At 72.6% G+C, this 26,712-nt stretch carries 20 protein-coding genes and 1 riboswitch; of the genes, 9 read left to right on the top strand and 11 right to left on the bottom strand.

The features are described 5' to 3' along the window. Nucleotides 1-33: 33 nt before the first annotated feature. The 3 genes from BM288_RS14390 to BM288_RS02925 all read left to right on the top strand — a co-directional run bounded on the left by BM288_RS14390 (nt 34) and on the right by BM288_RS02925 (nt 6,796). Nucleotides 34-1,497: a collagen-like triple helix repeat-containing protein gene (locus BM288_RS14390; RefSeq protein WP_177220226.1), complete on the top strand. Its 1,464-nt coding sequence runs from the start codon at nt 34-36 to the stop codon at nt 1,495-1,497. A 147-nt stretch (nt 1,498-1,644) separates the two neighbouring features. Then, nucleotides 1,645-3,228 carry a DNA polymerase Y family protein gene (locus BM288_RS02930; RefSeq protein ID WP_092915665.1) on the top strand — a complete coding sequence of 528 codons (1,584 nt, stop codon included), beginning with the start codon at nt 1,645-1,647 and terminating at the stop codon, nt 3,226-3,228. 151 nt (nt 3,229-3,379) lie between these two features. Beyond that, nucleotides 3,380-6,796, top strand: coding sequence for an error-prone DNA polymerase (locus BM288_RS02925; protein ID WP_092915663.1), 3,417 nt, complete (start codon nt 3,380-3,382; stop codon nt 6,794-6,796). 27 nt (nt 6,797-6,823) lie between these two features. Here BM288_RS02925 and BM288_RS02920 read toward each other — a convergent pair whose 3' ends face one another. Next, nucleotides 6,824-7,366: a TetR/AcrR family transcriptional regulator gene (locus BM288_RS02920; RefSeq protein ID WP_092915661.1), complete on the bottom strand. Its 543-nt coding sequence runs from the start codon at nt 7,364-7,366 to the stop codon at nt 6,824-6,826. Nucleotides 7,367-7,424: 58 nt separating this feature from the next. On the opposite strand from BM288_RS02920, the gene BM288_RS02915 reads away from it, so the two are divergent. After that, nucleotides 7,425-7,769 (top strand): VOC family protein, encoded by a 345-nt coding sequence (locus BM288_RS02915; protein WP_143102996.1) that lies wholly within the window; start codon nt 7,425-7,427, stop codon nt 7,767-7,769. A gap of 40 nt (nt 7,770-7,809) precedes the next feature. Then, on the top strand, nt 7,810-8,589 hold the full coding sequence (gene nagB / locus BM288_RS02910; protein ID WP_318255297.1) for a glucosamine-6-phosphate deaminase: 780 nt from the start codon (nt 7,810-7,812) through the stop codon (nt 8,587-8,589). Here nagB and BM288_RS02905 read toward each other — a convergent pair whose 3' ends face one another. The 4 genes from BM288_RS02905 to BM288_RS14210 all read right to left on the bottom strand — a co-directional run bounded on the left by BM288_RS02905 (nt 8,590) and on the right by BM288_RS14210 (nt 14,406). After that, a complete protein-coding gene (locus BM288_RS02905) occupies nt 8,590-9,720 on the bottom strand; it encodes an N-acetylglucosamine-6-phosphate deacetylase (RefSeq protein WP_092915657.1) in 1,131 nt (376 codons plus the stop codon). Between the two features lie 127 nt (nt 9,721-9,847). Beyond that, on the bottom strand, nt 9,848-13,132 hold the full coding sequence (locus BM288_RS02900) for an ExeM/NucH family extracellular endonuclease (RefSeq protein WP_092915655.1): 3,285 nt from the start codon (nt 13,130-13,132) through the stop codon (nt 9,848-9,850). A 123-nt stretch (nt 13,133-13,255) separates the two neighbouring features. Then, nucleotides 13,256-14,104: a formyltetrahydrofolate deformylase gene (gene purU, locus BM288_RS02895; RefSeq protein WP_143102994.1), complete on the bottom strand. Its 849-nt coding sequence runs from the start codon at nt 14,102-14,104 to the stop codon at nt 13,256-13,258. A gap of 20 nt (nt 14,105-14,124) precedes the next feature. Then, nucleotides 14,125-14,406 carry a DivIVA domain-containing protein gene (locus BM288_RS14210; protein ID WP_143102993.1) on the bottom strand — a complete coding sequence of 94 codons (282 nt, stop codon included), beginning with the start codon at nt 14,404-14,406 and terminating at the stop codon, nt 14,125-14,127. A 54-nt stretch (nt 14,407-14,460) separates the two neighbouring features. Here BM288_RS14210 and BM288_RS02890 point away from each other — a divergent pair, with 54 nt between their 5' ends. Next, entirely contained in the window at nt 14,461-15,675 is a 1,215-nt protein-coding gene (locus tag BM288_RS02890; protein WP_092915651.1) for an MFS transporter, read from the top strand. 24 nt (nt 15,676-15,699) lie between these two features. Here the strand turns inward: BM288_RS02890 and BM288_RS02885 are convergent, their stop codons facing one another. Further along, nucleotides 15,700-16,833: an AI-2E family transporter gene (locus BM288_RS02885; RefSeq protein ID WP_092915649.1), complete on the bottom strand. Its 1,134-nt coding sequence runs from the start codon at nt 16,831-16,833 to the stop codon at nt 15,700-15,702. Nucleotides 16,834-16,942: 109 nt separating this feature from the next. Beyond that, complete coding sequence (locus BM288_RS02880; protein ID WP_092915647.1) at nt 16,943-17,839, bottom strand: LysR substrate-binding domain-containing protein; 897 nt, start codon at nt 17,837-17,839, stop codon at nt 16,943-16,945. A 182-nt stretch (nt 17,840-18,021) separates the two neighbouring features. Here BM288_RS02880 and BM288_RS02875 point away from each other — a divergent pair, with 182 nt between their 5' ends. Continuing rightward, complete coding sequence (locus BM288_RS02875; protein WP_092915645.1) at nt 18,022-21,600, top strand: proline dehydrogenase family protein; 3,579 nt, start codon at nt 18,022-18,024, stop codon at nt 21,598-21,600. A 173-nt stretch (nt 21,601-21,773) separates the two neighbouring features. Here the strand turns inward: BM288_RS02875 and BM288_RS02870 are convergent, their stop codons facing one another. Together BM288_RS02870 and BM288_RS02865 are read right to left on the bottom strand one after the other, a co-directional pair. Continuing rightward, a complete protein-coding gene (locus BM288_RS02870) occupies nt 21,774-22,289 on the bottom strand; it encodes a mycothiol transferase (RefSeq protein WP_092915643.1) in 516 nt (171 codons plus the stop codon). 46 nt (nt 22,290-22,335) lie between these two features. Further along, the gene (locus BM288_RS02865; protein ID WP_092915641.1) at nt 22,336-23,106 is read right to left on the bottom strand and encodes an SDR family NAD(P)-dependent oxidoreductase; all 771 of its coding nucleotides are present in this window, start codon (nt 23,104-23,106) and stop codon (nt 22,336-22,338) included. 108 nt (nt 23,107-23,214) lie between these two features. Next, nucleotides 23,215-23,293, top strand: a riboswitch (ZMP/ZTP riboswitch). A 38-nt stretch (nt 23,294-23,331) separates the two neighbouring features. On the opposite strand from BM288_RS02865, the gene glyA reads away from it, so the two are divergent. After that, on the top strand, nt 23,332-24,678 hold the full coding sequence (gene glyA / locus BM288_RS02860; protein ID WP_177220225.1) for a serine hydroxymethyltransferase: 1,347 nt from the start codon (nt 23,332-23,334) through the stop codon (nt 24,676-24,678). Next, entirely contained in the window at nt 24,675-25,562 is an 888-nt protein-coding gene (locus tag BM288_RS02855; protein WP_092915637.1) for a bifunctional methylenetetrahydrofolate dehydrogenase/methenyltetrahydrofolate cyclohydrolase, read from the top strand. Before glyA ends, BM288_RS02855 begins: the two co-directional genes overlap by 4 nt. 19 nt (nt 25,563-25,581) lie before the next feature. Here the strand turns inward: BM288_RS02855 and BM288_RS02850 are convergent, their stop codons facing one another. Both BM288_RS02850 and BM288_RS02845 read right to left on the bottom strand, forming a co-directional pair. Further along, nucleotides 25,582-26,076: an SRPBCC domain-containing protein gene (locus BM288_RS02850; RefSeq protein ID WP_092915635.1), complete on the bottom strand. Its 495-nt coding sequence runs from the start codon at nt 26,074-26,076 to the stop codon at nt 25,582-25,584. A 64-nt stretch (nt 26,077-26,140) separates the two neighbouring features. Further along, nucleotides 26,141-26,677 carry a gamma carbonic anhydrase family protein gene (locus BM288_RS02845; protein ID WP_092915633.1) on the bottom strand — a complete coding sequence of 179 codons (537 nt, stop codon included), beginning with the start codon at nt 26,675-26,677 and terminating at the stop codon, nt 26,141-26,143. Nucleotides 26,678-26,712 lie beyond the last annotated feature (35 nt).

Raw genomic sequence — 26,712 nt, 5'->3', positions numbered from 1 at the left:
GGGATGGCAGATCACTCAACGAAAGGCAGAGCGATGAACAAGCTCATGTGGCGAGCGCTGTGCACAGCAGCGGTCGCGGGCGGCCTGTGGGCCGCAGGCACTGGGATCGCCAGTGCAGCAGAGACCGACGGCACCGATGCCATCGGTTCGGGAAACCAGGCGGTGGTGGATGTCTCGCTGCCGGTGACGATCAGCGGCACAGCCCTCGGCGTGCTCGGCGATGCCGAGACGACGGATGCGTCCACGACGTCGACCGCGCCGGCGGCTGAATCGCCGTCGGCCGATGTCTCGACCTCCGGCATCGACGGTGTGCTCTCGGGCACGGCGGCGCTCGTGGCGGTCGACGTGCCGGTGACGATCGCGGGCAACGCGATCGGTGTGGCAGGCGACGCGACGAGCGAGAGCTCGACCGCGGAGTCGACGGCAGGCGCAGCGGGCGGCGACGAGGCGGCGGCAGCGTCGACCTCGGGCGACGACAGCCTGCTGGGCGGCACCCAGGCGCTGGCCGACGTGGCAGCGCCCATCAGCGTCGGCGGCAACGCCGTCGGCGTGCTGGGCGATGCCTGGAGCAGCGGCGCGATGACGGGGTCGGCCTCGTCGGCGGGTTCGTCGGCGGATGCGTCGTCCACGTCGGGCGAGGACGGTGTGCTCTCGGGCACGCAGGTCGTCGGTGCTGTGGTGGCGCCGATCGCGGCGGGCGGCAACGCTGTCGCGGTGCTCGGTGATGCGTCCAGCGATGGTGCGATGACCGAGTCGGGCACGGCCGGTGGTTCAGACATGCCGGTCACCTCTGGTGACGGCAGTCTGCTGGGCGGTACGCAGGCGGTGATCGACGCAGCAGCGCCGATCGCGGTCGGCGGCAACGCCGTCGGCGTGCTGGGCGACGCGACGAGCGAGGGCTCGAGCGTCGAGTCCTCCTCGGAGACCACGGGATCCAACGGCTCGACCACTGGTGACGGCGGCATCCTGGATGGGCTGCTCGGCGACATCGGCGTGCAGGTGCCGGTGGCTGTCGGCTGCAACGCGATCGGCCTCGTCGGCGATGCGACGACCAGCGACTGCATGACCGCCAGCACGCCCGTTGACCCCGGCTCGCCTGGTGAGCCTGGCGACCCCGGCGAGCCTGGTGACCCGGGTACGCCTGGTGAGCCTGGTGACCCGGGTACGCCCGGCGACCCCGGTACGCCCGGTGAGCCCGGTGACCCGGGCACGCCCGGTGAGCCTGGTGACCCGGGCACGCCTGGTGACCCCGGTACGCCCGGTGAGCCCGGCGACCCGGGCACGCCTGGTGACCCCGGCGATGACGGCAAGGTCGATGTCCCCAGCGGTGACACGCCGGCCGACGATCGCGCGAGCCTGCCGGTGACGGCCGACGCCGCTGCGGAGCTGCCGCAGACGGGCGCCGAGCTCTCCGGCATCCTGCCGCTGGCACTCGCGCTCATGGCGCTGGGTTCGCTCCTGATGATCGGCACGCGCCGCCTGCGCACGACGCGGTGATCCGTGGGAGGTGCGGGGCGTGTCACGGCGTCCCGCACTTCCGCCTGCCCGGCGTCGGTGCCGGCCGGATGCACGACGCAGGATCCCGGCCTTGGCGACACACCGCATCCACTTGCTTGATTCGAACGTGTGTTCGATCATGGATGCATGACCAGCGAGACCGTCGAGCACCCGGCAGCGGATGCGCCCCAGCGGAGCGCGCGCATGCGCGAGAGCCGCGTCGGCGTGCTGCGCGTACCCGACTGGCCGGTCGTCGTCGCGCGCCAGACCGGTGCCCTGCCGGCGGGCGGCGAGCAGGGGGCGCCGGGCGCGATCGTGCACGCGCTGCGCATCGTCGCCTGCGACGAGGGTGCGCGGGTCGACGGCGTGCGGGTCGGCATGCGGGTGCGCGACGCGCAGGCGGCAGCGCCCATGCTCGCGCTCGCCCAGGCCGACCCGGTGGGGGAGGCGCTCGCGTTCGAGCAGATCGTGCGCACGGTGCTCACCGTCGTGCCGGCCGCGCAGCCGATCGGCGACGGCGCACTGGCGTTCCGGATGCGCGGGGCCAGCAGGTTCTACGGCTCCGAGCCGCGCGCGATCGAGGCGGTGCGGGGCGCGCTCGCGCAGCTCGGCCTGGTCGCTGCGTTCGGTGTCGCCGACGACCGCTTCACCGCGGAGCTGGCGGCCGGCACCGCTGCCGGGACGCCCGGCGGCGAGGTGATCGTGCCCGCCGACCGCAGCCGCGACTTCCTCGGCCCGCTGCCGGTCGGGGTGCTCGGCGACGACGAGCTGCCGAGCATGCTGCACCGCCTCGGCGTGCACACGCTCGCCGGCTTCGCGCAGCTGCCCGACGACAGCATCCGCGATCGCTTCGGTGCCGCAGGGGTCATCGCGCTCGCCCGCGCCCGCGGGCTCGACGACCGCCGCATCGACGACACCGGGCTGGGGGAGGAGCGCGCGCTTCGGCTGGTCTTCGAGCCCGGCATCGAGGGGGTGGCGGAGCTGGCGCTCGCCGTGCGCGAGCCGGTCGATCGCTTCGTGCGGCAGCTGGCCGAGCAGCGGCTGGTGTGCAGCGAGATCCGCATCGTGCTGCGCGGCGAGGAGGGCCGCGTGAGCGAGCGGCTGTGGCGACAGCCCGGATTCCTGCGCGCGGGCGACATCGTCGACCGGATGCGCTGGCAGCTGACCGAGAGCGAGCTCGGCTCGGCGCTCGTCGAGGTGCAGGCGCTGCCCGAGCGGCTCGATGCGCAGGCCTCCCACATGCCGGGCCTGTGGGGCGGCGGCGGCATCGACGACCGCACGAAGCACGCGCTCGAGCGGCTGCAGAGCATGCTCGGCCGGGAGGCGGTGCTGACGGCGGCCACCGGCGGCGGCAGGCTGCTGGCCGAGCGCGGGGTGCTCACCCCCTGGGGCGATGCGGCACCGATCCCGTCGGCGGGGCCGTGGCCGGGCGCGCTGCCCGCCCCGCGGCCGAGCGTCGTCTTCCGCCCGCCGCTGCCGGTGCTGCTCACCGATGCCGCCGGCCTGCCGGTCGAGCCCGACGCGCTCGATGTGCGCGAGGCATCCCCCGCCGTCTTCTCGCCGCCCGCCGCCGCGCGCCGCCGGGTGGTGGCCTGGGCGGGGCCGTGGCCGATCCGCCGCCGGGAGCTCGGCGACACGGTGCACCGCGTGCAGCTGCTCGACGGCGAGGGTGAGGCGTGGGTGCTGCTGCACGCCGACGGCGCCTGGCTCGCGGAGGGCCGCTATGCGTGACGGTCGCCGCGCACGCTCGTCCGTCAGACGGCTCCCTGGTTCCGCAACGCGGTTTCGGCGGGTCTGCGACCAGGCGTCCGTCTGACCGGCAGGCGGCGCGGCACGAGGAGCGGGAAGGGCTGAGAAGGGAAAGAGGGGGAGAGGAGGAGCGATGGCCGGCTGGAACAACCCGGCGATGCCCTGGCGCGAGCTCGAGGGCATCCTCAGCGACCGCGACGTGGGCGCCGGCAAGACGGCCCACGCGACCGAGCTCGACGACGCCCGCCGTCCGCGCATCCGCGTGCCTGCCGAAGGCAGAGCCACCCCCTACGCCGAGCTGCACGCGCACTCGCACTACTCCTTCCTCGACGGCGCCTCGAGCCCCGCCGAGCTGGTCAACGAGGCGCGCAGGCTGGGCCTCGAGGCGCTCGCGCTGGTCGACCACGACGGCCTCTACGGTGCGGTGCGCTTCGCCGAGGCCGCCGCCGAGGCGCAGCTGCCGACCGTGTTCGGCACCGAGTTCACGCTCGGCCTCGAGACGCCGCAGAACGGCATCCCCGACCCCGACGGCAGCCACCTGGTGGCGCTCGCGACCGGACCGGCCGGCTACGCGGCGCTCGCCTCGGCGCTCACCGACGGCTACCTCACCAGCGACATCCACGGGCCGGGCGAGAAGGGGCGGCCGATCTTCGGGCTGGAGACGCTCGCCGAGGCCGCGCGCGGCGAGTGGATGATCCTCTCGGGCTGCCGCAAGGGAGGCGTGCGCCAGGCGCTCGACCGCTTCGGAGCCAACCACGAGGGCGCGGATGCGGCCGGTCACGAGCTCGACCGGCTCACGGCGCTGTTCGGCCGAGACCGCGTCGCCGTCGAGCTGAGCGACATCGGCGACCCGCGCGACTTCGAGCGCAACCGGGTGCTGGCCGGGCTCGCCGAGCGGCGCGGGCTGCCGGTGATCGCCACCACGAACGCGCACATCGCCTCACCGGCGAGCCAGCAGCTGGGCGATGCGGTGGCGGCGGTGCGTGCTCGCCGCTCGATCGACGAGATCGACGCCTGGCTGCCCGCCGGCGGCGTGCCGTCGCTGCGCTCTGGGGCGGTGATGGCCCGCCGCTTCCGCGCCTTCCCGAGCGCGGTCGACACCGCGGCCGCGCTCGGCCGCGAGCTGGCCTTCGACCTGCGCGCCGCCTCCCCGAAGCTGCCGAAGACCGAGGTGCCGGTCGGCCACACGCCCATCAGCTGGCTGCGGGCGCTCGTCGCCGAGCGGCTGCCGCGGGTCTACGCGACCGGCGGCGACGGCCGCCCGAGCAGCAGCATCGTGCGCGACCGGCTCGAGCACGAGCTGCGCCTGATCGACGAGAAGGGCTTCGCCGGCTACTTCCTGATCGTGTTCGAGATCGCCGAGTTCGCGCACGGCCGCGGCATCCTCTGCCAGGGCCGCGGCAGCGCGGTCGCGAGCGCGGTTTGCTTCATCCTCGGCATCACCGCCGTCGATCCCATCCGCTACCGGCTGCCCTTCGAGCGCTTCATCTCGATGATGCGCGAGGAGGAGCCCGACATCGACATCGACTTCGACGCCGACCGCCGAGAGGAGGTCATCCAGCACGTCTACGAGCGGTACGGCCGCCGCAACGCCGCGCAGGTCGCCAACGTCATCACCTACCGCCCGAAGTCGGCGGTGCGCGACGCCGCGAAGGCGCTCGGCTACGCCGTCGGCCAGCAGAACGCCTGGTCGAAGTCGGTGGAGTCCTACTCGAAGGTCGACGAGGGCTCGATCCCCGAGCCGGTGGCGCTGCTGGCGGGCGAGTTCCTGCACGCGCCCCGGCACCTCGGCATCCACTCCGGCGGCATGGTGCTCACCGAGCAGCCGGTCGGCACGGTCTGCCCGATCGAGCCGGCGCGCATGAAGGACCGCACCGTGCTGCAGTGGGACAAGGACGACTGCGAGTGGATGGGCCTGGTCAAGTTCGACCTGCTGGGCCTGGGCATGCTCGGCGCCATGTCGCACACCATGGCGCTCGCGGCCGAGCACACGGGCGAGGAGTGGTCGCTCGCGACCATCCCGCTCGAGGAGGCAGGGGTCTACGACATGCTCTGCGAGGGGGATGCGGTGGGCGTCTTCCAGGTCGAGTCGCGCGCGCAGCTCGCCACCCTGCCCAGGCTCAAGCCCCGCTCGTTCTACGACCTGGTGATCGAGATCGCGCTCATCCGCCCCGGCCCCATCCAGGGCGACGCCGTGCATCCCTACCTCCGCCGCCGCAGCGGCCAGGAGCCGATCAGCTACGCGCACCCGCTGCTCGAGCCGGTGCTCGAGCGCACCCTGGGCGTGCCGCTGTTCCAGGAGCAGCTGATGCAGATGTCGGTCGCGGTCGGCGGCTTCGACGCGGGCGAGGCCGACCAGCTGCGGCGCGCGATCGGCTCGAAGCGCTCGAAGGAGAAGATCGAGGCGCTGCGGGCGAAGCTCTTCGCGGGCATGGCCGCGAACGGCATCGATGAGGCGACCGGCGAGGCGATCTACCGCAAGATCGAGGCCTTCGCAGGCTTCGGCTTCGCCGAGTCGCACTCGCTCGCCTTCGCGAAGCTCGTCTACGCCTCCTCCTGGCTGAAGCTGCACTACCCGGCGGCGTTCCTCGCGGGCCTGCTGCGCAGCCAGCCGATGGGGTTCTGGTCGTCGCAGACGCTGGTGGCGGATGCGTCCAGGCACGGCGTCGAGACGCTGCGGCCCGACGTGGTGCACTCGGGCGTCGCTGCGGGGCTCGAGCGGCACGAGCCTGCCGCAGCCGGTGCGCGCACGCCGGGCGACGACGCGTGCTTGGCGCACGAGCAGCCGCCCGTGCCGCTGAGCGCGAGCGAGTCGCTGGCGCAGCGGGATCGGCATCGCCGCGACGCCGGCTTCGCGGTGCGGATGGGGCTCGCCGAGGTGCATGGCATCGGCGCGCCGGCCGCCGAGCGCATCGTCGCCGCCCGTGCGGCGCAGCCGCTGCGCGACATCCACGACCTCGCCCGCCGCGCCGATCTCGGCCGCGGCGAGCTCGAGGCGCTCGCGACCGCCGGCGCGCTCGACGGGCTGGGGGTCGGCCGCCGCGAGGGGCTGTGGCTGGCGGGACCGGCCTCGACCGAGCGAGAGGATCAGCTGGAGGGCTCGCAGGTGAGCCTGCAGGTGCCGCTGCTGCCGCTGCTGAGCGCCGAGGAGCAGGTGGCGCTCGACATCTGGGCGACCGGCGTCGCCCCCGACGACCACCCGGTGCGGCACGCGCGGGCAATGCTCGGGGGCCGCGGGGTGCTGCCGATCGCGGCGCTCGGCGAGGCCGAGCCGGGCAGGCGCGTGCAGGCGGCGGGCGTGGTGACGCACCGGCAGCGGCCGCGCACCGCGCAGGGCGTGACCTTCATGAACCTCGAAGATGAGACGGGCATGCTCAACGTGATCGTCTCGAAGGGGCTGTGGCTCAACCAGAAGCAGGTCGCCAGGCACGCGCCGGCGCTCATCATCCGGGGCATGCTGCAGCGCACCGAGGAGGGCGTCATCGCGCTGCTGGCCGACCGGCTGGAGCGCTTCGACGTGCCCAGCCGCGGCTCTCGCGACTTCCGGTAGGCCGCCTCGCCGGAGGCGCATCTCAGGCTAGAAGTCGCGGCCGGGCCGATCGGCCGAGCCATGCACGGCGAGCGACTGCAGCGCGTCCCGCGCATCATCGGCATCGGCACCCGCGCCGACGGCGTGCACAGCGGCGCGGAGGGCCGCGGCGAGTATGTCGGCGAGCACGGGCGACGCGGTGGGCGCCGCACTCCGCAGGGTCTCGACGAGCCGGTCGGCCTCCGCGCCCGGCGGCGGCGCGTCGAGCAGGTGCAGGAAGCCCTCGCGCACCGCGAAGTCGAAGCCCACGACGATCGCCGGCACGATGCGCGCGGTCGCCTCGTCGCCCGCCGCCGTCGCGAGGGCGCCCTCCACGCGGTCGAGCAGGCGGCGCTCCACGTCGTCGCGCACGAACGCGTAGAGCCCGAGCTTGCTGCCGAAGTGGTGGTAGAGCGCGCCCGTCGTGACGTCGGCGTCCGCCGCGAGCTCCGCGACGCCGACCTCTGCGAAGGGCCGGGTGCCGAACGCGGCGACAGCCGCGAGGGCGAGCCTCGCCTTCGGCGAGCTGGAGATCGGCATCCACTGGCGCACCAGGCCATCATTGCATTACGTTGTACATAATCTGATTACGACATGCATGGAGGAAGCGATGCGACTCGAGATCCTGTACGTGCCCACGACCGACCTCGAGGCCACGCTCGGGGTGTACCGCGACGGCCTCGGCTACACGGAGCTCTGGCGGGAGGGCGCATCGACCGTCGCGCTCACGAAGGACGGCAGCGAACTGCAGATCATGATCGACGAGGACCCGGACGCCGAGACCGGACCCATGTTCGTCGTCGACAGCGTCGTCGCGTTCCACGAGGCGCTGCCGGCGGGGCTCACGGTCGTCGACGAGCCTGCGCAGATCCCCGGCGGATGGCTCGCGTCGTATCGCGAGCCGGGCGGCTCGGTGCTGTACGCGATCGATCAGGCGACCGCCGCCGCGTCGTAGCGGGCCAGCCGCGGCCCGGCGTCGCGGCTAGGCTCGTCTGATGCGCGCTCCGATGACCCCGACGATCCGGCTGGCGATCGCGCGCTCGCCGCACGAGCTCGCGACGCTCGCCGCCGATGCCGTCGTCGAGGCGCTGCCCGGCGATCGCGCGCCCGTGCTGGGCGTCGCGACCGGCTCGTCGCCCAGCGGCGTCTACGTCGAGCTCGCTCGCCGGCAGGCCGCCGGCGAGATCGACCTGCGCGACGCGAGTGCCTTCGCGCTCGACGAGTACGTCGGACTGCCCGACGGCGACCCGCACAGCTACCGCACCGTCGTCCGCGAGCAGGTGATCGAGCCGCTCGGCCTCGACCCCGCGCGCGTGCACGTGCCCGACGGCACTGCCGCCGATCTCGCCGCCGAATGCGCGTCCTACGAGCAGCGCATCACGGCCGCCGGTGGCGTCGACGTGCAGATCTTGGGGCTCGGCCGCAACGGCCACATCGCCTTCAACGAGCCCGGCTCGGCGCTCGACTCCCGCACCCGCGAGGCGGAGCTCGCGCCGGAGACGATCGCCGACAACGCGCGCTTCTTCGACAGCCCCGACCAGGTGCCGCGCCGCTGCGTCACCCAGGGTGTCGGCACGATCCTCGACGCGCGCCGCATCGTGCTGGTCGCGCAGGGAGAGGCGAAGGCGGATGCGCTGGCGCACGCGCTCGAGGACGCCGTCTCACCCGCTTGGCCCGCGACCGCGCTGCAGCAGCATGCCGATGTCATCGTGATCGTCGACGAGGCGGCGGCGAGCCGCCTCTCGCCCGCGCTGCGGGAGTCCGCGCGGCGCTGACTATCGGCGCTCGCCGTCGCACCAGACGGCCGCGACCTCGAGCCGCGCATCGAGCGCGACCAGGTCTGCCCGCGCACCCACGCGGAGCATGCCGAGGTCGTCGCGACCCACCGCATCCGCCGGTGCACGCGTCGCGGCATCGAGCGCGACCCCGAGCGGGATGCCCGCGGCCACGAGCACCCGGATCGCGCGATCGGGCGTGAGGGTCGAGCCGGCGATCGAGCCGCCCGCCGCGAGCCGAGGCAGGCCGTGCTCGACCCGCACGTCGAGCGCACCGATGCGGTAGTCGCCGTCGGCCATGCCGGCCGCTGCCATGGCGTCGGTCACGAGCGCGATGCGGCCGGGCGCCGCCTGCAGCAGCAGCGCGAGCATCTCGGGCGCGACATGCTCGGCGTCGGCGATGACCTCGAGCGTGACGCGCGGATCGAGCAGCGCGGCGGCGAGCGGTCCGGGGGAGCGGTGGTGCATCGGCGGCATGCCGTTGCAGGCGTGCGTCAGCAGCGTCGCGCCCGCGTCGAAGGCGGCGCGCACGGTGTCGGCGTCGGCGCCCGTGTGGCCGACGGCGACGAGCACACCCGCGTCGGTGAAGCCGCCGATGGCGTCGAGCGCGTCGGGCAGCTCGGGCGCGATCGTCACCTGCAGCAGCCGCCCGTCGCCCGCTTCGAGCAGCCGCTCGACCGCATCCGGCGTCGGCACCTGCAGCGCAGCCGGATCGTGGGCGCCGCGATGGCTGTCCGCGAGGAACGGACCCTCCAGGTGCACGCAGAGCAGTGCGTCGTCGGCGGCGCACGCGGCGGCCGCCGCGGCGACGCGCGGCAGCAGCTGCTCGAGCGGCGCGGTCACGAGCGAGACCGCCTGGCGCGTCGCGCCGTGCGCCGTGCGGAAGGCGGCGATCGACTGCCACTCGGGATCGTCGTCGTCGAAGGCCGATCCGAGCGCGCCGTGGCAGTGGAGATCGACGAAGCCCGGCGCGAGCGTTGCATCCGGCAGCGCCAGATCGGGGCTGCGCGGCGGCGCTCCCTGGCCGACCGCGGTGATGATGCCGCGCTCGGACTCCACCCACGCATCCGGCATCAGCACGCCCTCGACCAGTGCACGCCCTGCGGTCAGCAGCAGGCGCGTGTCGGTCATGCCGCCAGCCTATGCGGCGAGCGGCCCGCAGACATGCGACAGGGCCCGCGCCCGAACGGATCGGTGCGCGGGCCCTGTGCATCAGTGATGCGGCGTCAGCAGTGCTGCATCGGCCGGGGCCATCGGCTCAGCAGCCCGTGCGCCACGCCTCCGGGTTGAGCGTCGGCAGGCCGCCGACGTTGTAGACCGCGACCGGCGTGAGCGCCGCGATCTGCTCCTCGACCGAGAGCGTCACGCAGGCGCCCACAGCCAGCAGCACCGGAGCGTCGTGGGCCCCGGCGATCATCGAGGCCGAGAGCGCGTCGGGGAAGTTGCGCCCCGATGCCACGGCGATCGACTGGCCGCTGCTGCGCGTGATGAACTCCGAGACCAGCATGGCGTTGGTCGCGTAGCGGTCGGAGCCGGCGAGGCGGGTCACCTCGATGCCGGTCGCCCGGTAGGCGCGCAGGGCGGCATCCGAGACCGACGGCTGACCGCCGAGCACGGTGGCCGACTGCACGCCGAGCGACTCGAGCGCAGCGATGGTCGCCGCATCGGCCTGTGCCTGCGGTGTCAGCAGCACGGGCACGTCGCCGATGGCCGAGGCGGTGCCGCTCGCGGAGACCGCGTCGGCGAACACCTGACCGCTGGCGATGAACGCGTGATCTGCGGCGCCGAAGTAGCGCTGCGCGATCATCGCCGCCGTCTCGTAGCGGTTCGCGCCCGCGATGCGCTCGACCGTCGCGCCCGGCACGATCTCGAGCACCCGCTCGACGACGGCGCTCGAGACCGACGGCGTGCCGCCGATGATCGTCACCGTCGGCGGCTGCAGCCGCTCGAGCTCCGCTGCGGTCACTGCCGGCAGTGTGCCGGCGCGCGTCAGCAGCAGGCTCGCGTCGATGCTGGCGGCGGCGGGACCGGCGGCCAACGCATCCGGGAACAGCTCGCCGGAGGCGAGCAGCACGTCGGTGCCCGGCGCGAACGTGTCGGCCGAGACGAGCGCGTTGGACTCGAAGCGGTTGGCCCCGGCGTACGACTCGACCGCTGGCTCACCCGTGGTCCACCTCTGGAGCTCGAGCCCGATCACGACCGCGTCATGGTCGCTCGCCCGGAAGGGGTCGGGCGCGAACAGGGCATCCTGCGCGGGCTGCTTGAACGCCATCGTGTAGTCGATGAGGCTCGGCTCGTCCGAGTTCGCGTGCCAGGCGGCGGCACCGACCACGAACGGCAGCGCTCCCGAGTCGGCGAGACCGTAGTCGAGGTAGCCGAGCTGGCCGTCGAAGACGTAGGTGTAGGCGTCCTCGCCCTGGAACTGCTCCAGCAGGTCGGTGAAGCCGGCCGCCTCGAGCGTGGTGATCGGGTCCTCGTGGTCGTAGGCGTTCAGGTCGCCGATGATGATCGAGCCGTCAGGGGCGACGCCGGTCGGGTCGCCGGCGAGCCAGTCGGCCAGCGCCGCTGCAGCCTCGGTGCGCACCGTGTTGCAGTTGCCCTGCTCGGGCTCACCCGTGTCGCCCTCGCACGCGGAGCCCTTCGACTTCAGGTGGTTGACGGCGACGGTGAGCGTGCGGTCGCTCGCGAGGTCGCGGAACGTCTGCGCCAGCGCCGGACGGTTCTTCGAGTCGTCGAAGCGGGGGTCGACGGTCGCATCGAGCACGGCGTGCGCGCCCTCCGGCGCGACGAGCGCCGGCTGGTAGATGAGTGCGGTCGTGATCGCGTCGGTGCCGAGCACGCCGGTGTCGATGCCGGCCCACTGCTCGATACCCGCCGTCGCGTTCAGGGCGGCGACGAGGGTGTCGAGCGCGACACCGTTGTTCTCGATCTCGAGCAGGCCGACGATGGCCGAGTCGAGCTCGTCGATGGCGGCGACGATCTTCGCCTCCTGGCGCTCGAACTCCTCCGCCGTGACCGCGCCGCGGTCGCCGAGCGTCGTGAAGTAGTTCAGCACGTTGAACGAGGCGATCTCGAGGTTCGCGCCCTCGATCTCGGGTGACGCCTCACGGGCGTTCACCTCGGTGAAGGTGCCGGCCGCGGTGGGCTGCATGCGCCACAGGTCGTGGCGGTACTCGAGCACGCCGGTGATGCCGGTGACCGTGTCGCCGCCGCGGAACGAGTTGGCGAGCGTGAACTCCTCGAGGTTGCCCGGGTGGATGGCCGGGTCGGGGTTCTGCGACGAGCGGCCGTCGTCGATCGTGATGCGGTTCGCGGCGTTGGCGGCGCGCACGGCGGCTGCCTCGTCGGAGCCGGGAGCGGCGACGGCAGTGGGCTGCATCTGGCGCTCGGTGCCGACGACGACCTCGCCGTAGCGGCCGTAGTTGAAGTACTCGAGGATCGCGAGCGACTGCGGGAGCGTGACGAGCATGCTCTCGCTCGACTCGTAGTCGGTGATCGGCAGCTCGAGGTCCACCGCGTCGGGCAGCGCGCCCGGGCCGCAGTCGAGGATGGTGGCGTTCGAGATCTGCGTCATGCCGTCGAACTCGGTGGCGATGCCCCACACGGTGAGCAGGTCGCCCTCGGCGACGTCTGCGGCGCCGGGCGCGTATACGAAGATGCCGTCGCTGGTCGCGGCGTCGCCGTCTCCTGCATCCTGCAGCGAGACGCCGTCGAGGCCGCCGACCTGCCAGTCACCGGTGACAGTGCCTCGCACGGTCACGGTCTCGCCGTCGAGCGGGCTGGTGTCGGTCGTCCCCTGCACGGCGCCGATCGCGACCGCGTCGGACTCGCAGCTGAGGTCGGCCGGCGGCTCCACGGCCTCGAACACCTCGTTGGCGGCGCCGGGCGTGTTCCACGCCTCGCCTACTGCGGGAGACGTGGCGAGGTCAGTCCTGCCGTCGAGCACGAGGCCTGCGCCGCCGTAGCTGTTGCGCACCCAGTCGGCCGGCGCGTCGGTGTCGGTGCCGTCGGGGATGCGGCTCGCGCCGCCGACGGTGTTGCCGCCGTCGTCGAAGGCGGCGCTCAGCACGGGACCGTAGGTGAGGTCTGCTGCCCCGCCGTCATGGATCGCGATCGAGTCGACGACGGTGAAGGCGACGCCGTCATCGATCGTGCCGTCGAGATTCGCGTCGACGGTGTCGCCGCTCGCGGCGGTGCCCTCGACGAGCAGGATCGAGATGGAGCCGTTCTGCAGACCGTTCGAGGGATAGCTGACGAGCCCGAAGCCGGACGCGTCGAGCGAGGGCGCGGCGGTCGCCTGCAGGAGCTTGCCCGCGTCGTCGTGCGGGTTGTCGCCCTTCACGACGAGCACCATGTGCCCGGTGAGGTCGGTTCCCGGTGCGGCGTAGAGCTCGACGTACTCGGCGCCACCATCGACCCCGGTGATGTTCACCGAGAACTCGTTGATGACCGGATGGTCGGCCGCCATCGCTGGGGTGGCGACAAGGCCTGTCAGGGCGAGCGCGGCGACCGTTCCGGTGCCGAGCAGTGTGCGTGCGTGCATAGGTCCACTCCGTCGGGGACAAGGGGGTCCGTTCAACCTAACCGGCTCCTGTGACATTCGCGAGGTCTGGACATGAACGCGCGATGAATCCGCGATGCCGCCCGAGAGGGCGGCCGATGCGGTTCAGCGGAAGATGATGGTGCGCTGCCCGTCGAGCAGCACGCGATCCTCGGCGAACCACTGCACCGCGCGTGAGAGCGTGCGCGACTCCTCGTCCTGCCCGATCGCGACCAGCTGCGCGGGGGAGTGCGCGTGGTCGACGCGCACCACGTTCTGCTCGATGATCGGCCCCTCGTCGAGGTCGCTGGTGACGAAGTGCGCGGTGGCGCCGATGAGCTTGACGCCGCGCGCGTGCGCCTGCCGATAGGGGTTGGCGCCCTTGAAGCCCGGCAGGAAGGAGTGGTGGATGTTGATGAGCCGGCCCTCGAGCGCGTCGCACAGCTCCGGCGAGAGGATCTGCATGTACCGGGCGAGCACCACCAGCTCGATGCCCTCCTGCTCGACCACCTCGAGCACGCGGGCCTCGAACGCGGCCTTCGTGGACGCATCCGTCACCGGAGCGTGCTCGAAGGGCACGTCGTAGAAGGCGGCGAGCGAGCCGAGCGATGCATGGTTCGACATCACCAGCGGGATGTCGACCGAGAGCTGGCCGGCGCGCTGGCGGAAGAGCATGTCGTTGAGGCAGTGCGCCGCCTTCGACACCAGCACCAGGGTCTTGAGCGGGCGGCCGACGTCGTCGAGCTGCCACTGCATGCCGTACCGCTCGACGACCGGCGCGAGCCGCGACTCGAAGTCGGCCTGCTCGGCGTCGGCCTGCACCTGCAGCCGCATGAAGAAGCGGTCGGTGTCGGCGGAGGAGAACTGCTGCGACTCGGTGATGTTGCCGCCGCAGTCGACGATGGCGCCGGAGATGGCGTGCACGATGCCCGGCCGGTCGTCGCAGACGAACGACAGGATCCAGTGGTTGCTCACCCGATCGAGTCTAGGCCGGGTCAGGCCTCGCGCTCGTGCTCGGCGAGGGCGATCGCGACGCGCTCGATCGCGACGTCCACCTCCTCGGTGGCGTAGGCGTCGCGGCCGCGCGCGGTCGGCAGGGTCGTCTCGCGCGCATCCTCGGCGAGCAGCTCGACCGTGCCCTCCGCATCGCCCTCGTAGGCGCGCAGGGTGCGGATGACGTGGTCGAGCCAGTCGTCGACGGCGTCGGCCGCGTAGCCGGCACGGAAGAGGCCGGCGGACGAGAAGCGCAGATCGACGACCTCGGCGGCGGTGAGCATGCGGCGACCGTAGCGAGCGAAACTGGCCGTGGACTCGGCATAGGCTGAGCGCTCGTGGGTGAGCAGACGACGAGCGGACAGCGGCAGGCGACGCCATTTCCGATGGCGGCGCTGCTCGTGCTGGCGCTGACGATCTTCGTGAACATCTCGGTCGAGATGCTGCCGATGGGCCTGGTGCTGCCGATGAGCCGCGACCTGAGCGTCTCCGAGAGCGCGATCGGCCTGCTGGTGTCGGTGTTCGCGTTCACCGTCGTCGCCTCCTCGACCACGCTCATCCGCCTCACCAGGCGCCTGCCGCGGCATGCGCTCGTGATCGGCGTGCTGCTGATCTTCACTGCCTCGTGCCTGGCGACTGCCGTCGTGCCCACCTACGAGTGGATCGTGGCGATGCGCATCATCGGCGGTCTCGCGCACGGCGTCTTCTGGACGGTGGTGGGCGCCTACGCCGCCTATCTCGTGCCGCCCGAGCAGCTCGGGCGCGCGGTCGCCATCACCAGCGCCGGCGGCTCGCTCGCGTTCGTGCTGGGCCTGCCGCTGTCGACGCTGCTGGGCCAGGCGGTCGGCTGGCGCTGGGCGTTCGCGGTGTTCGGTGTCGCGTGCCTGCTCGCGGCGCTCGCGGTCTGGAAGGTGCTGCCGCCGGTCGACCACATGAAGGATGTCGCCACCACCGAGACCGGATCGCTCGCGCTGCCGGTCGAGGGCTCGCGCGTGTCGATGAGCGGCATGGTGGTCGCGATCCTCTCCACGACGCTCGCGATGACCGGGCAGTACGCCTTCTACACGTTCATCGCGCCGTTCCTCGTGCAGCACGCCCAGCTGCCGGAGGAGTGGCTGAGCCCGGCGCTGCTCGCCTATGGCGTGATGGGCGCGATCGCGGTGCTGGCGCTGACCATCTGGCTCGGCGGTCGCCCGCTCGCAGGCGTGGTCGCCTGCATGATCGTGATGCTGCTGACGATGGTGGTGCTCGCGCTCTCGACCGTGCTGCCGCTCACCTTCGCGGCGATCCTGGTGTGGGGCCTCGCCATGGGAGCGCTGCCGCCGCTGCTGCAGACGCGGCTGCTCGAGGCCGCGCCCGAGCGGCTGCTGCAGCCGGCCATGGCCTGGTACACCACCGGTTTCAACACGGGCATCGGCGGCGGTGCGCTGCTGGGCGCGATCGCGTTCGACAGCTGGGGGCCGGGCTCGCTGCCCTGGGTGCTGTTCGCAGGCATCGCCGTCAGCCTCGCGCTCGTCGCCGTCAGCCACGTGCGCCGGCGGAACCGGGCCTGAGCGGGGCTGCCCCCGTTCCGTCCGCTACGCGATCTCCGGCCGTTTCTGCCGGAACATGCGCGCCGGTCGGTCCTCGCCGTCCCATACCTGCGTGATGCCCCAGGCGACGGCGGCGATCGGCACCGAGAGCACCGCGCCGACGATGCCGCCGAGCACCGTGCCGACGGTGAGGGCGATCAGGATGACCAGGGCGTGCAGATTGAGCGAGCGCCCCATGACCACCGGCTGCAGGAAGTTGCCCTCGATCTGGTTGACGAGGATCACGGCGCCCAGCACGATCACCGCCGAGAGCACGTCGGTGGCGACGAGCGCGACGAGCGTCGCGAGCGCACCCGCGACGGTCGCGCCCACGAGCGGGATGAAGGCGAGCAGGAACACGAGCACGGCCAGCGGCAGGGCCAGCGGCACCTGCATGATCCAGAGCACGATGCCGATGCCCACGGCATCCACCAGCGCGATCGTGGCCGTGCCCCGCACGTAGCCGCCGAGCGTCCCGACGGTGGTGGCGCCGATGCGCTTGGCGCGCGCGTACCGCTCGCCCTCGAACGGGCGCAGCAGGAACTCCCAGATGCGCGGCCCGTCCTTGAGGAAGAAGAACAGCACGACGATCATGAGCACGAGCCCGGTGACGAAGTTCGCGGCGGCGCTCACGCCCGCGAGGGCACCGGAGCCGAACTGCGCGCTGGTGAGGAAGTCGATCGCGGTGTCGCGCGCCTCGGTGATCTGCGCATCGGTGGGAGCGAACGGCAGGGTCGAGATCCAATCGAGCACGCGATCGAAGCCTTCGGTGGCCTGGGCGATGAGCTCGTCGAGCTGGTTGCGCACCGCGTTGACGATGAGCCACACCACGCCGCTGAGCACCGCGGCGATCGCGAGCAGCGAGATGATGGTCGCGAGCACCGAGGGCACGCCCCGGCGGCGCATCCACCGCATCAGGGGCGCGAACGCCGACGCGAAGATGAGCGCGAGCATCACGGGGATGATGACGAGCGTGAGCTGCGTCATCGCGAAGATCGCGCCGGTGACGACGGCGATCACGAGGATGATCTGCAGCGACCGCGTCGCGAGCCGGCCGAACGAATCGGCCCACAGCGACCAGGGCGCGCGGACCGGCCGCTGCGCGACCTCGGTCGTCTGCTTGCGTGTGAACAGGCCCACGGTTCCCCCTCGGGTAGGTCGCACCACGGTAGCGAGCGCCGTTTGAGCGTGGCCGGAGTCGCGCCCGGGACGGGGTGCCGGTCGGCGGGCCAGTGCGGCAAGCCGGACGCTAGTCGGCTGCGACCTCCGTGGGCACCGCGCCGCGCAGCGCCTCGCGCACGGCCGCGATCGCCGGTGAGCCGCTGGATGCCGCGCGCGCGGCGGTGAAGATCTCGCGCCGCGGGGCACCGGGCAGCGGGAGCGGCTCGAAGCGCACCTGCGTGCCGACCCAGGTGAGGTCGTTCACGATGCCCACGGCGTGGCCGGTCTCGACCAGCCGCATCTGCGCCTGCAGGTCGGCGGTGGCGAAGCGCACATCGGGCTCGAAGCCCGCCACCCGGCACTGCTGCTCGCCGAAGTGCCGCGAGGCCGCGCCGACAGGCTCCATCACCCAGGGGCGGGATGCGGCGTCGACCAGGGTGCGGATGTCGCTGCCCGGCGGCACGGCCAGCCGCAGCGCATCCGTCATCAGCACCTCGCGGTCGAGGCCCAGGTGCTGCGGCGCCGCGTGCCCGGGGTACTGCTCGGCGACCACCAGGTCGAAGTCGCCCACGTGGGTGTCGTAGAGGGCGGTCTCGGGCTCGCGCTGCACCATCTCGATGCGCAGCTCCGGGGCGCTCTCGCTGAGGATGCGCAGCATGCCGGGCACGAGCGAGAGCGCCGCCGACTGGAACACCGCGATGCGCACGGTGCCGATGGGCCGGCCGAGCGACGCCGCGACCGCGCGCTCGGCGGTCTCCAGCTCGTCGAGCACCCGCTCGGCGTGCTGGGCGAGCAGCTCGCCCTGCGGGGTGAGCGCCAGGCGCCGGCCCTGCTTGTGGGTGAGGGGCACGCCGACCTCGCGCTCGAGCGCGCTGAGCTGCTGCGAGACGGCGCTCGGCGCGTACGCGAGCGCTGCGGCGACCGCCGCGATGGTGCCGCGCAGCCGCAGCTCGCGCAGCAGTCGCAGGCGTCGCACCTCGAGCATTGCCGGCCTCCCAACGCGCGCACCGCGACACATCCGCAAAGCATCACTCAACGCGATGCATATCCATCGTGAACCGTCACTGTACCTGAACGATGGTTGCGGGCAGACTGGCCGCGACGCGCATGTCGGCGCGCACCCACCCACGCGGGCACGCCCGCGGCACGGCGAGAAAGGGCAGCAGCATGGGCGCAGCCGCCACCGAGAAGACCAGCGCGACGCAGGACACCGCGCAGGCCACGGCGCAGGCCGTCGCAGGCGCCGTCGATCCGGCCGAGCTCGCGAGCCTGCAGGCGCTCGCGCCCGAGATCGTCGCGCAGGTGCGCACGTGGCTCGAGGCCGCCGAGCAGATCCCCGCCGACGCGAGCGCCGAGCAGCTCGCCGGGGTGCTGAACGACCCCAAGGGCCTCGACTTCGCGGTCGCCTTCGTCGACGGCGTCGTGCGGCCCGAGGATGTGCACGTGGCCGCCCGCACGCTGCGCGAGATCGCCGGCGACGCACCCGCGTTCCTGCCCTGGCCGATGCGCCAGGCGCTCAAGCTCGGCGGCGGCGTCGCCCCGCTCGCCCCGCACATCGTGGTGCCGATCGCGCGCCGCGTGCTGCGCGAGATGGTCGGCCACCTCATCATCGACGCCACCGACGCCCGCCTCGGTGCCGCGATCAAGCGCATCCGCGCCACCGGTGCCCGCCTGAACGTCAACCTGCTGGGCGAGTATGTGCTCGGCGGCCGCGAGGCGAAGCGCCGCATCGACGGCACCATGGCGCTCATCGAGCGCGACGACGTCGACTACGTCTCGATCAAGGTCTCCGCCACCACCGCGCCGCACCAGCCGTGGGCCTTCGACGCCCACGTCGACCACGTGGTCGAGCGCCTGCTGCCCCTCTACCGCCGCGCGAACGAGACCGGCACCTTCATCAACCTCGACATGGAGGAGTACAAGGATCTCGAGATGACCATGGCGGTCTTCATGCGGATCCTCGGCGAGCCCGGCCTCGAGCAGTACCGCGGCGGCATCGTGCTGCAGGCCTACCTGCCCGACGCGCTGCCGGCCATGCAGCGCCTGCAGGAGTGGGCGGCCGAGCGCGTCGCGTCGGGCGGCGGCAACGTCAAGGTGCGCCTGGTGAAGGGCGCGAACCTGCCGATGGAGCGCGTCGAGGCCTCGATCCACGACTGGCCGCTCGCTACCTGGCACACCAAGCAGGACAGCGACACGCACTACAAGCGCGTGCTCACCTGGGCGCTCACGCCCGAGCGCATCGCCAACGTCGAGCTCGGCGTCGCCGGCCACAACCTCTTCGACGTCGCCTTCGCCTGGCTGCTGGGCAAGCAGCGCGGCATCGAGCGCGGTGTCGAGTTCGAGATGCTGCTGGGCATGGCGCAGGGCCAGGCCGAGGTGGTGCGCCGCGACGTCGGCGGCCTGCTGCTCTACACGCCGGTCGTGCACCCGAACGAGTTCGACGTCGCGATCGCCTACCTGATCCGCCGCCTCGAGGAGGGCGCGAGCCGCGAGAACTTCATGTCGGCCGTGTTCGAGCTGGCCACCTCGCAGCCGCTGTTCGAGCGCGAGAAGGATCGCTTCCTCGCCTCGCTCGCGGGCCTCGCCGCCGAGGCGCCCGCCACGCACCGGGTGCAGGACCGCAGCATCGACAGCACTGCGGATGCGTCGGCCCCGGCCGGGCAGGGCGGGTTCCGCAACGCTCCCGACACCGACCCCTCGCTGCCCGCCAACCAGGCGTGGGCGGCCGGCATCCGCGAGCGCGCGAAGGACTCGCGCCTGGGCGTCGACGCCGTCGAGGCGGCCACGCTGCGCGATGCGGATGCGCTGGAGACCGTGATCGAGACCGGCATCGCCGCGAACGAGGGCTGGCGCTCGCTCTCGGGTGACGAGCGCGCCGAGATCCTGCACCGCGCAGGCCGAGAGCTCGAGGCGCGCCGCGGCGAGCTGATGGAGGTCGCGGCCAGCGAGGCCGGCAAGACGCTCGACCAGTCCGACCCTGAAGTCTCCGAGGCGATCGACTTCGCACACTACTACGCCGAGCGCGCCCGCGATCTCGACCGCATCGACGGCGCCGTCGCGGTGCCCTCGCGCCTGATCGCCGTCACCCCGCCGTGGAACTTCCCCATCGCCATCCCCGCGGGCTCGACGCTCGCAGCCCTCGCGAGCGGCGCATCCGTCATCATCAAGCCCGCCCGCGCCACCGCGCGCACCGGCGCGACGATGGTCGAGGCGCTCTGGGCGGCCGGCGTGCCGAAGGACGTGCTGCAGCTCGTGCAGCTGGGGGAGCGCTCGCTCGGCGACCAGCTGATCGGCGACCCGCGCGTCGACCGCGTCATCCTCACCGGCGGCTTCGAGACCGCGCAGGCCTTCCGCCGCATCCGCGCGGATCTCAACCTGCTGGCCGAGACGAGCGGCAAGAACGCCATCATCGTGATGCCCTCGGCCGACTTCGACCTCGCCGCGAGGGACATCGTGGCGAGCGCCTTCGGCCACGCCGGTCAGAAGTGCTCGGCGGCCTCGCTCGCGATCCTGGTCGGCCAGGCCGGCACGTCGAAGCGCCTGCACAACCAGATCGTCGACGGCGTGCGCTCGCTCGAGACCGGCTACCCGTGGCACGCCACCAGCCAGATGGGCCCGGTCGTCGCGCCGGCCGAGGGCAAGCTGCTCGACGGCCTCACCAAGCTTGGCCCCGGCGAGTCGTGGATCGTCAAGCCCGAGCAGCTCGACGACTCGGGCAAGCTCTGGTCGCCCGGCCTGCGCGCCGGCGTGCAGCGCGGCAGCGAGTACCACCTGACCGAGTACTTCGGCCCGATCCTCGGCATCATGCGCGTCGACACCCTCGAGGAGGCCATCGCGCTCGTCAACGAGGTCGACTACGGCCTCACCAGCGGCATCCACTCGCTGGACCCCGACGAGATCGGCCGGTGGCTCGAGACCATCCAGGCCGGCAACCTCTACGTCAACCGCGGCATCACCGGCGCCATCGTGCAGCGCCAGCCCTTCGGCGGCTGGAAGCGCTCGGTCGTCGGGCCCACCACCAAGGCGGGCGGCCCGAGCTACCTGATGCCGCTGGTCGACTGGGTCTCGGCCGAGGCGCGCGAGACGGCGCCGATCGAGCTGCAGTCGGTGCAGACGCTCGTCGACGCGGTGGAGTCGGTGGCGTCGACGGCGGATGCGTCGGGCTCGGCCGCGACGGATTCCTCCGTCACGCGCGACGAGGCCGCAGCGCTCCGCCGTGCGGCCGGCTCCGACCAGCACGTGTGGGCCGGCGAGCTGGGTCTCGCCCGCGATGTGCAGCAGCTGCTCGCCGAGCGCGACATCCTGCGCCACCTGCCGATGCCGAACGTCGTCATCCGGCTGGCGGAGGGCGGCCGCATCGTGCAGCTGGCGCGCACGGTCGCCGCTGCGCTGCGCGCCGGTGCCGAGGTGCGCGTCTCGACTGCGATCGAGCCCGCTCCCGCGGTGCGCGCGGCGCTCGCTGCGGCGGGGGTTCCGGTGGAGGTGCAGGACGACGCCGCCTTCGCGCGGGCGGCGGCGCGCCTGCCGCAGGGACGCATCCGCTATCTGGCCGCCGAGGCGACGGTCGCCGAGGGCGTGCGCGCGCTGGCGGAGGCCGTCGAGGGCCGCCCCGACCTCGCGATCGTGTCGCACCCGGTGACGGAGGCGGGCCGTGTGGAGCTGCTGCCGTTCCTGCGGGAGCAGGCGGTCGCGATCACGGCGCACCGCTTCGGCACGCCCAACCACCTCACCGACCACCTCATCTAGCGGCTGCGGCTGCGGCAGCAGCTGCGAAGGGCCGGGGTCGCGCGATACCGGCCCCCTCGCCGTCTGCCGGCCGGACCCGCGACCCGGCTTGCTCGTTGCTGGCGGGCTGCGAGGGCGCTCCGCTCACGCGGTGCTGCGGCGCGTGCTCGCCGCACGTGGGGCTCCGGGCGCGCTCAGAGCACCAGGTGCTGCCGGCCGTCGAGCAGCTCGCGCGTCGCGTCGAGGTGGCCGGCGTGCGTCGCCGCGTCGAGGATCACGTGCAGCAGCACCGCGGCCAGATCGGGGAATCGCTCGGCGGGCCACTCCGGCTCGGGCCGACGAGGCGCGGCGCGGAGGTCGAGCGCGGCCACGATCTCGTCGGAGCGCGCGATCGCGTCGCGGTACTCCTGCACCACCGCATCCGTCGCCTCGTGCGCCTCGACTCGCCAGTCGGCGGGCCGGCCGTCGTCGAGCTCGGGGCGGTCTGCCGGCCAGTAGTCGAGCGGCTCGCCGGCCATCACTGTGTGCAGCCAGTAGCGCTCACCGCCGAGCGTCAGGTGCCGCACGAGTCCGATCGGCGACCAGCCCGACGGAAGCACGGCGCTGCGCAGCTGCGCATCGCTCAGCCCGTCGATCGCGGCGAGCACGTGGCGGCGCTGCGCGTCGAGCGCGTCGAGCAGCAGGAGGCGGATGCGGTCGTCGTCCGTCATGCGCCGAGCCAACCACACACGCCCGGCGGCAGTGCGACCGGCCGGCTCACCCCGCGGACCAGCCGCCGTCGTTCGGGATGATCGCGCCGCTCACGTTGCTCGCCGCGTCGGACGCGAGGAACGCCGCGAGGTTCGCCTGCTCGATCGGCTGCGCGACGCGCATCGCCGACTGGTGCACGGGCGTGATGGCAGCGAGCCCCTCCTGGTCGATGTGCTGCTGGATGTCGGCGGTCATGACGTTCGTCTCCACGCCGCCCGGGCAGATCGCGTTCGCGCGGATGCCCTGCTTCGCGTAGGTGTAGGCGGTGTTGCGCGTGAGCCCGATGAGGCCGTGCTTCGACGCGGTGTACGCCGCGCCCGCCGCGGCGCCGCGGATGCCCGCCTCGCTCGCGATGTTCACGATCGAGCCTGAGCCCTGCGGCACCATCACTCGCAGCGCAGCCCGGGTGAGGTAGAACGGCGCCGAGAGGTTCACCCGCAGCACGCGGTCCCACAAGGCGTCGTCCACGGCCGCAGCACCGGCGAAGTGATCCATGATGCCTGCGTTGTTGACGAGCACATCGAGCTTGCCGTGCCGCTCCACCGCCGCCGCGACGATCGCGTCGGCCACGGCGGCATCGCCGATGTCGCCGACGACGGCGGATGCGGTGCCGCCGCTGGCCTCGATGCTTGCGACGGTCTCGTGCGCGGTCTCGGCGATGTCGCTCACGACGACTGTCGCGCCCAGGCTCGCGAAGAGCTCGCATGTGGACTTGCCGATGCCGCTGCCGCCGCCGGTGATGATGGCGACTTTGCCGGTGAGATCAATGACGCTCATGGTGCTCCTTCGTGCAGATGTCGGTGAGAGCAAGGCTGGCCGGAGAGACGCGCGACCGCAACGCTCGGAATGCGAGCATCGGCCAAGCATCGGCCCGCGGGATACGATGGCTGCGGCCGTGACTGGCGCATTGGTGGAGCACCACCGGGGAGCGGCCGAGCAGCAGCCGCGCGCCTGGGCATCCGAACCAGCGACGCGCGCCAGCGCACCAGCGAAGGAGCACCCGTGACCGACCGTCTGCCCAGCACGTTCAACAGCCCCCTCAGCGAAGTCGATCCTGAGATCGCCGAGGTCCTGCAGCAGGAGCTGAACCGCCAGCGCGACTACCTCGAGATGATCGCGAGCGAGAACTTCGTGCCGGTCGCGGTGCTCGAGTCCGCCGGCAGCGTGCTGACCAACAAGTACGCCGAGGGCTACCCGGGCCGCCGCTACTACGGCGGCTGCGAGTACGTCGACGTCGCCGAGCAGCTCGCGATCGACCGCGCGAAGGCGCTCTTCGGCGCCGAGTTCGCCAACGTGCAGCCCCACTCGGGCGCCACCGCCAACGCCGCCGTGCTGCACGCGATCGCGCGCCCCGGCGACACGGTGCTCGGCCTCTCGCTCGACCACGGCGGCCACCTCACGCACGGCATGAAGATCAACTTCTCCGGCCGCCTGTACGACATCGTCGCGTACGGCGTCGACGAGACCACCAGCCAGGTCGACATGGAGGAGGTGCGCCGCCTCGCGATCGAGCACAAGCCCAAGGTGATCGTCGCCGGTTGGTCGGCCTACCCGCGCCAGCTCGACTTCGCCGCCTTCCGCGCGATCGCCGACGAGGTGGGCGCGCTGCTGTGGGTCGACATGGCGCACTTCGCAGGCCTCGTCGCCGCGGGCCTCCACCCCAACCCGGTGCCGCACGCGCACGTGGTCTCGTCGACCGTGCACAAGACCATCGGCGGCCCGCGCTCGGGCTTCATCCTCACGAACGACGCCGACATCGCCAAGAAGATCAACTCGGGCGTCTTCCCGGGCCAGCAGGGCGGCCCGCTCATGCACGTGATCGCCGCGAAGGCCACCGCCTTCAAGCTCGCCGCGAGCGACGAGTTCAAGGAGCGCCAGGAGCGCACGCTGCGCGGCGCGCACATCCTCGCCGAGCGGCTCATGCAGCAGGACGTGGCGGATGCGGGCATCACGGTGCGCTCGAACGGCACCGACGTGCACCTGGTCCTGGTCGACCTGCGCGACGCCGCCATCGACGGCAAGCAGGCCGAGGACCTCCTGCACGAGATCCGCATCACGGTCAACCGCAACGCGGTGCCGAACGACCCGCGCCCGCCGATGGTCACGAGCGGCCTGCGCATCGGCACGCCGGCGCTCGCGACCCGCGGCTTCGGCGACCAGGAGTTCACCGAGGTGGCCGATGTGATCGCGCTCGCGCTGCTGCCCGGCGCCGACCCCGAGCCGCTCCGCGCCCGCGTCGCGAAGCTCGCCGACGCCTTCCCGCTCTACGCGGGCGTCGGCCCGTCCGGCCAGCCGACGGCGGTGCACGACCTCGGCTCCTCCGTCTCCCAGGGCGGCGACCGCCGATGAGCGCACGGCTCCTCGACGGCAACGCCACCGCATCCGCCATCAAGGCGGAGCTGAAGGAGCGAGTGGATGCGCTGGCGGCCAAGGGCATGACGCCGGGTCTGGGCACGCTGCTGGTCGGCGATGACCCGGGGAGCCAGTCGTACGTGAAGGGCAAGCACCGCGACTGCGCCGAGGTGGGCATCGAGTCGATCCGCGTCGACCTGCCCACGGGCGCCTCGACCGCCGACGTGCGGAAGGCGATCGCCGATCTCAACTCGGCGGGCGAGGTGACCGGCTACATCATCCAGCTGCCGCTGCCCGACGGGCACGACGAGAAGGCGATGCTGGAGCTGATGGATCCCGACAAGGATGCCGACGGCCTGCACCCCACGAACCTCGGCCGGCTGGTGCTCGGGGTCGACGGGCCGATCGACTCGCCGCTGCCGTGCACGCCCGCGGGCATCGTGCAGATGCTGCGCCGCCACGACATCGAGATCGCGGGCTCGACGGTCGCCATCGTCGGCCGCGGCCTCACCGTCGGCCGGCCGCTCGGCCTGCTGCTGACCCGCAAGGGCATCGACGCGACGGTGACGCTGTGCCACTCGCGCACGCCCGAGCTCGCCGCCCAGGTGCGGGAGGCCGACATCGTCGTGGCCGCCGTGGGCGTGCCGGGGCTGATCAAGGCCGACTGGGTCAAGCCCGGCGCCGCGGTGCTCGATGTGGGCATCACGCGCGGCCTCTCGGCCGAGACCGGCAAGGTGAAGCTGCTCGGCGATGTCGACCCGGGCGTGAAGGATGTCGCGGCGTGGGTCTCGCCCGTGCCCGGCGGTGTGGGCCCGATGACGCGCGTCATGCTGCTCGACAACGTGGTGCAGATGGCCGAGCACCGGGTGCGCTCGCGCTGACCCGGATGCGACGGATGCGTCAGCCGGCGTACGCGTCGCGCAGCGCCGGGTAGTAGTCGTCCCAGGCGGGCATCGGCTCGCCGGCGATCGCGGCGACCAGTCGATCGAGGTACCACTCCCAGCCGGCGCCCACGTCGGGCAGCATCGACAGCGGCAGCTCGTGGTGCGAGAAGCGGATGAGCGTGCCGGAGCCGGGCTCGTGCCCGCCGTCGACGAGCTCGACCTCGAGGCTCCAGCTGCCCGAGTCGTCGGTGGTCTGCACGATCAGGTGCTCGGGCGGCGTGCACTCGAGGATCTCGACGGCGCTGGTCGACTCGCCGTCCTCGGCGGTCATCGACAGCACCACCTCGCCCGAGTCGGGCTCGCCGACGTAGTTCGCGAACCAGATGCCCAGCTCGCGCGACTCCGACAGGAACGGCCACACCGCGATGGCGTCGGCTCCCACCCTGCGCTCGAGCATCAGCTCGCACATCTCGCCATGCTCGGTGACGGTGCCCGTCCGTTGGATCGCCATCTCGGTCTCCTCCCCGTGGGGCCGAGCCTACGCATCCGCCCGCCTGGCCCGCCAGGGCATCGCCTCAGTGCCCGATGGCGCCGACGTAGACCTCGATGCGCTTCGCGTAGGTCTCGGCGTTGCGCTCGATGCCGCGCCGCTCGTCCTCGGTGGTCTCGCGCCGCACCTTGCCGGGCACGCCGGCGACCAGCGAGTGCTCGGGGATGACGGTGCCCTCGGTGACCAGCGCGCCGGCGGCGATGATCGAGCCGGTGCCGATGACCGCGCCGTTCATGACCGTCGCGTGCATGCCGATCAGCACGTCGTCCTCGACGGTGCAGCCGTGCACGACGGCGTTGTGGCCGATCGAGACGCGCGCGCCGATGGTGAGCGGGGAGCCGTGGTCGACGTGCAGCGAGCAGGAGTCCTGCACGTTGGAGTCGTCGCCGATCATGACCGGCTCCTCCTCGGCGCGGATGGAGGCGCCCGGCCAGATGCCGACGCGCTCGCCGAGCGAGACCTGCCCTGCGATGACGGCGCCCGGCATCACCAGCGCCGACTTCGGCAGGTGCGGCACGCGGTCGGGCAGCGGGATGATCGTGGCGCGGTCGTGGACAGTCATGGCGCCAGCGTACGCCGCGAGCGGCGGATGCGTCG

It is taken from the genome of Agrococcus baldri, assembly GCA_900114805.1.
Classification (GTDB): domain Bacteria; phylum Actinomycetota; class Actinomycetes; order Actinomycetales; family Microbacteriaceae; genus Agrococcus; species Agrococcus baldri.
Note: the sequence above shows the minus strand (reverse complement) of the source record. Positions and strands in the feature narration are given on the sequence as shown.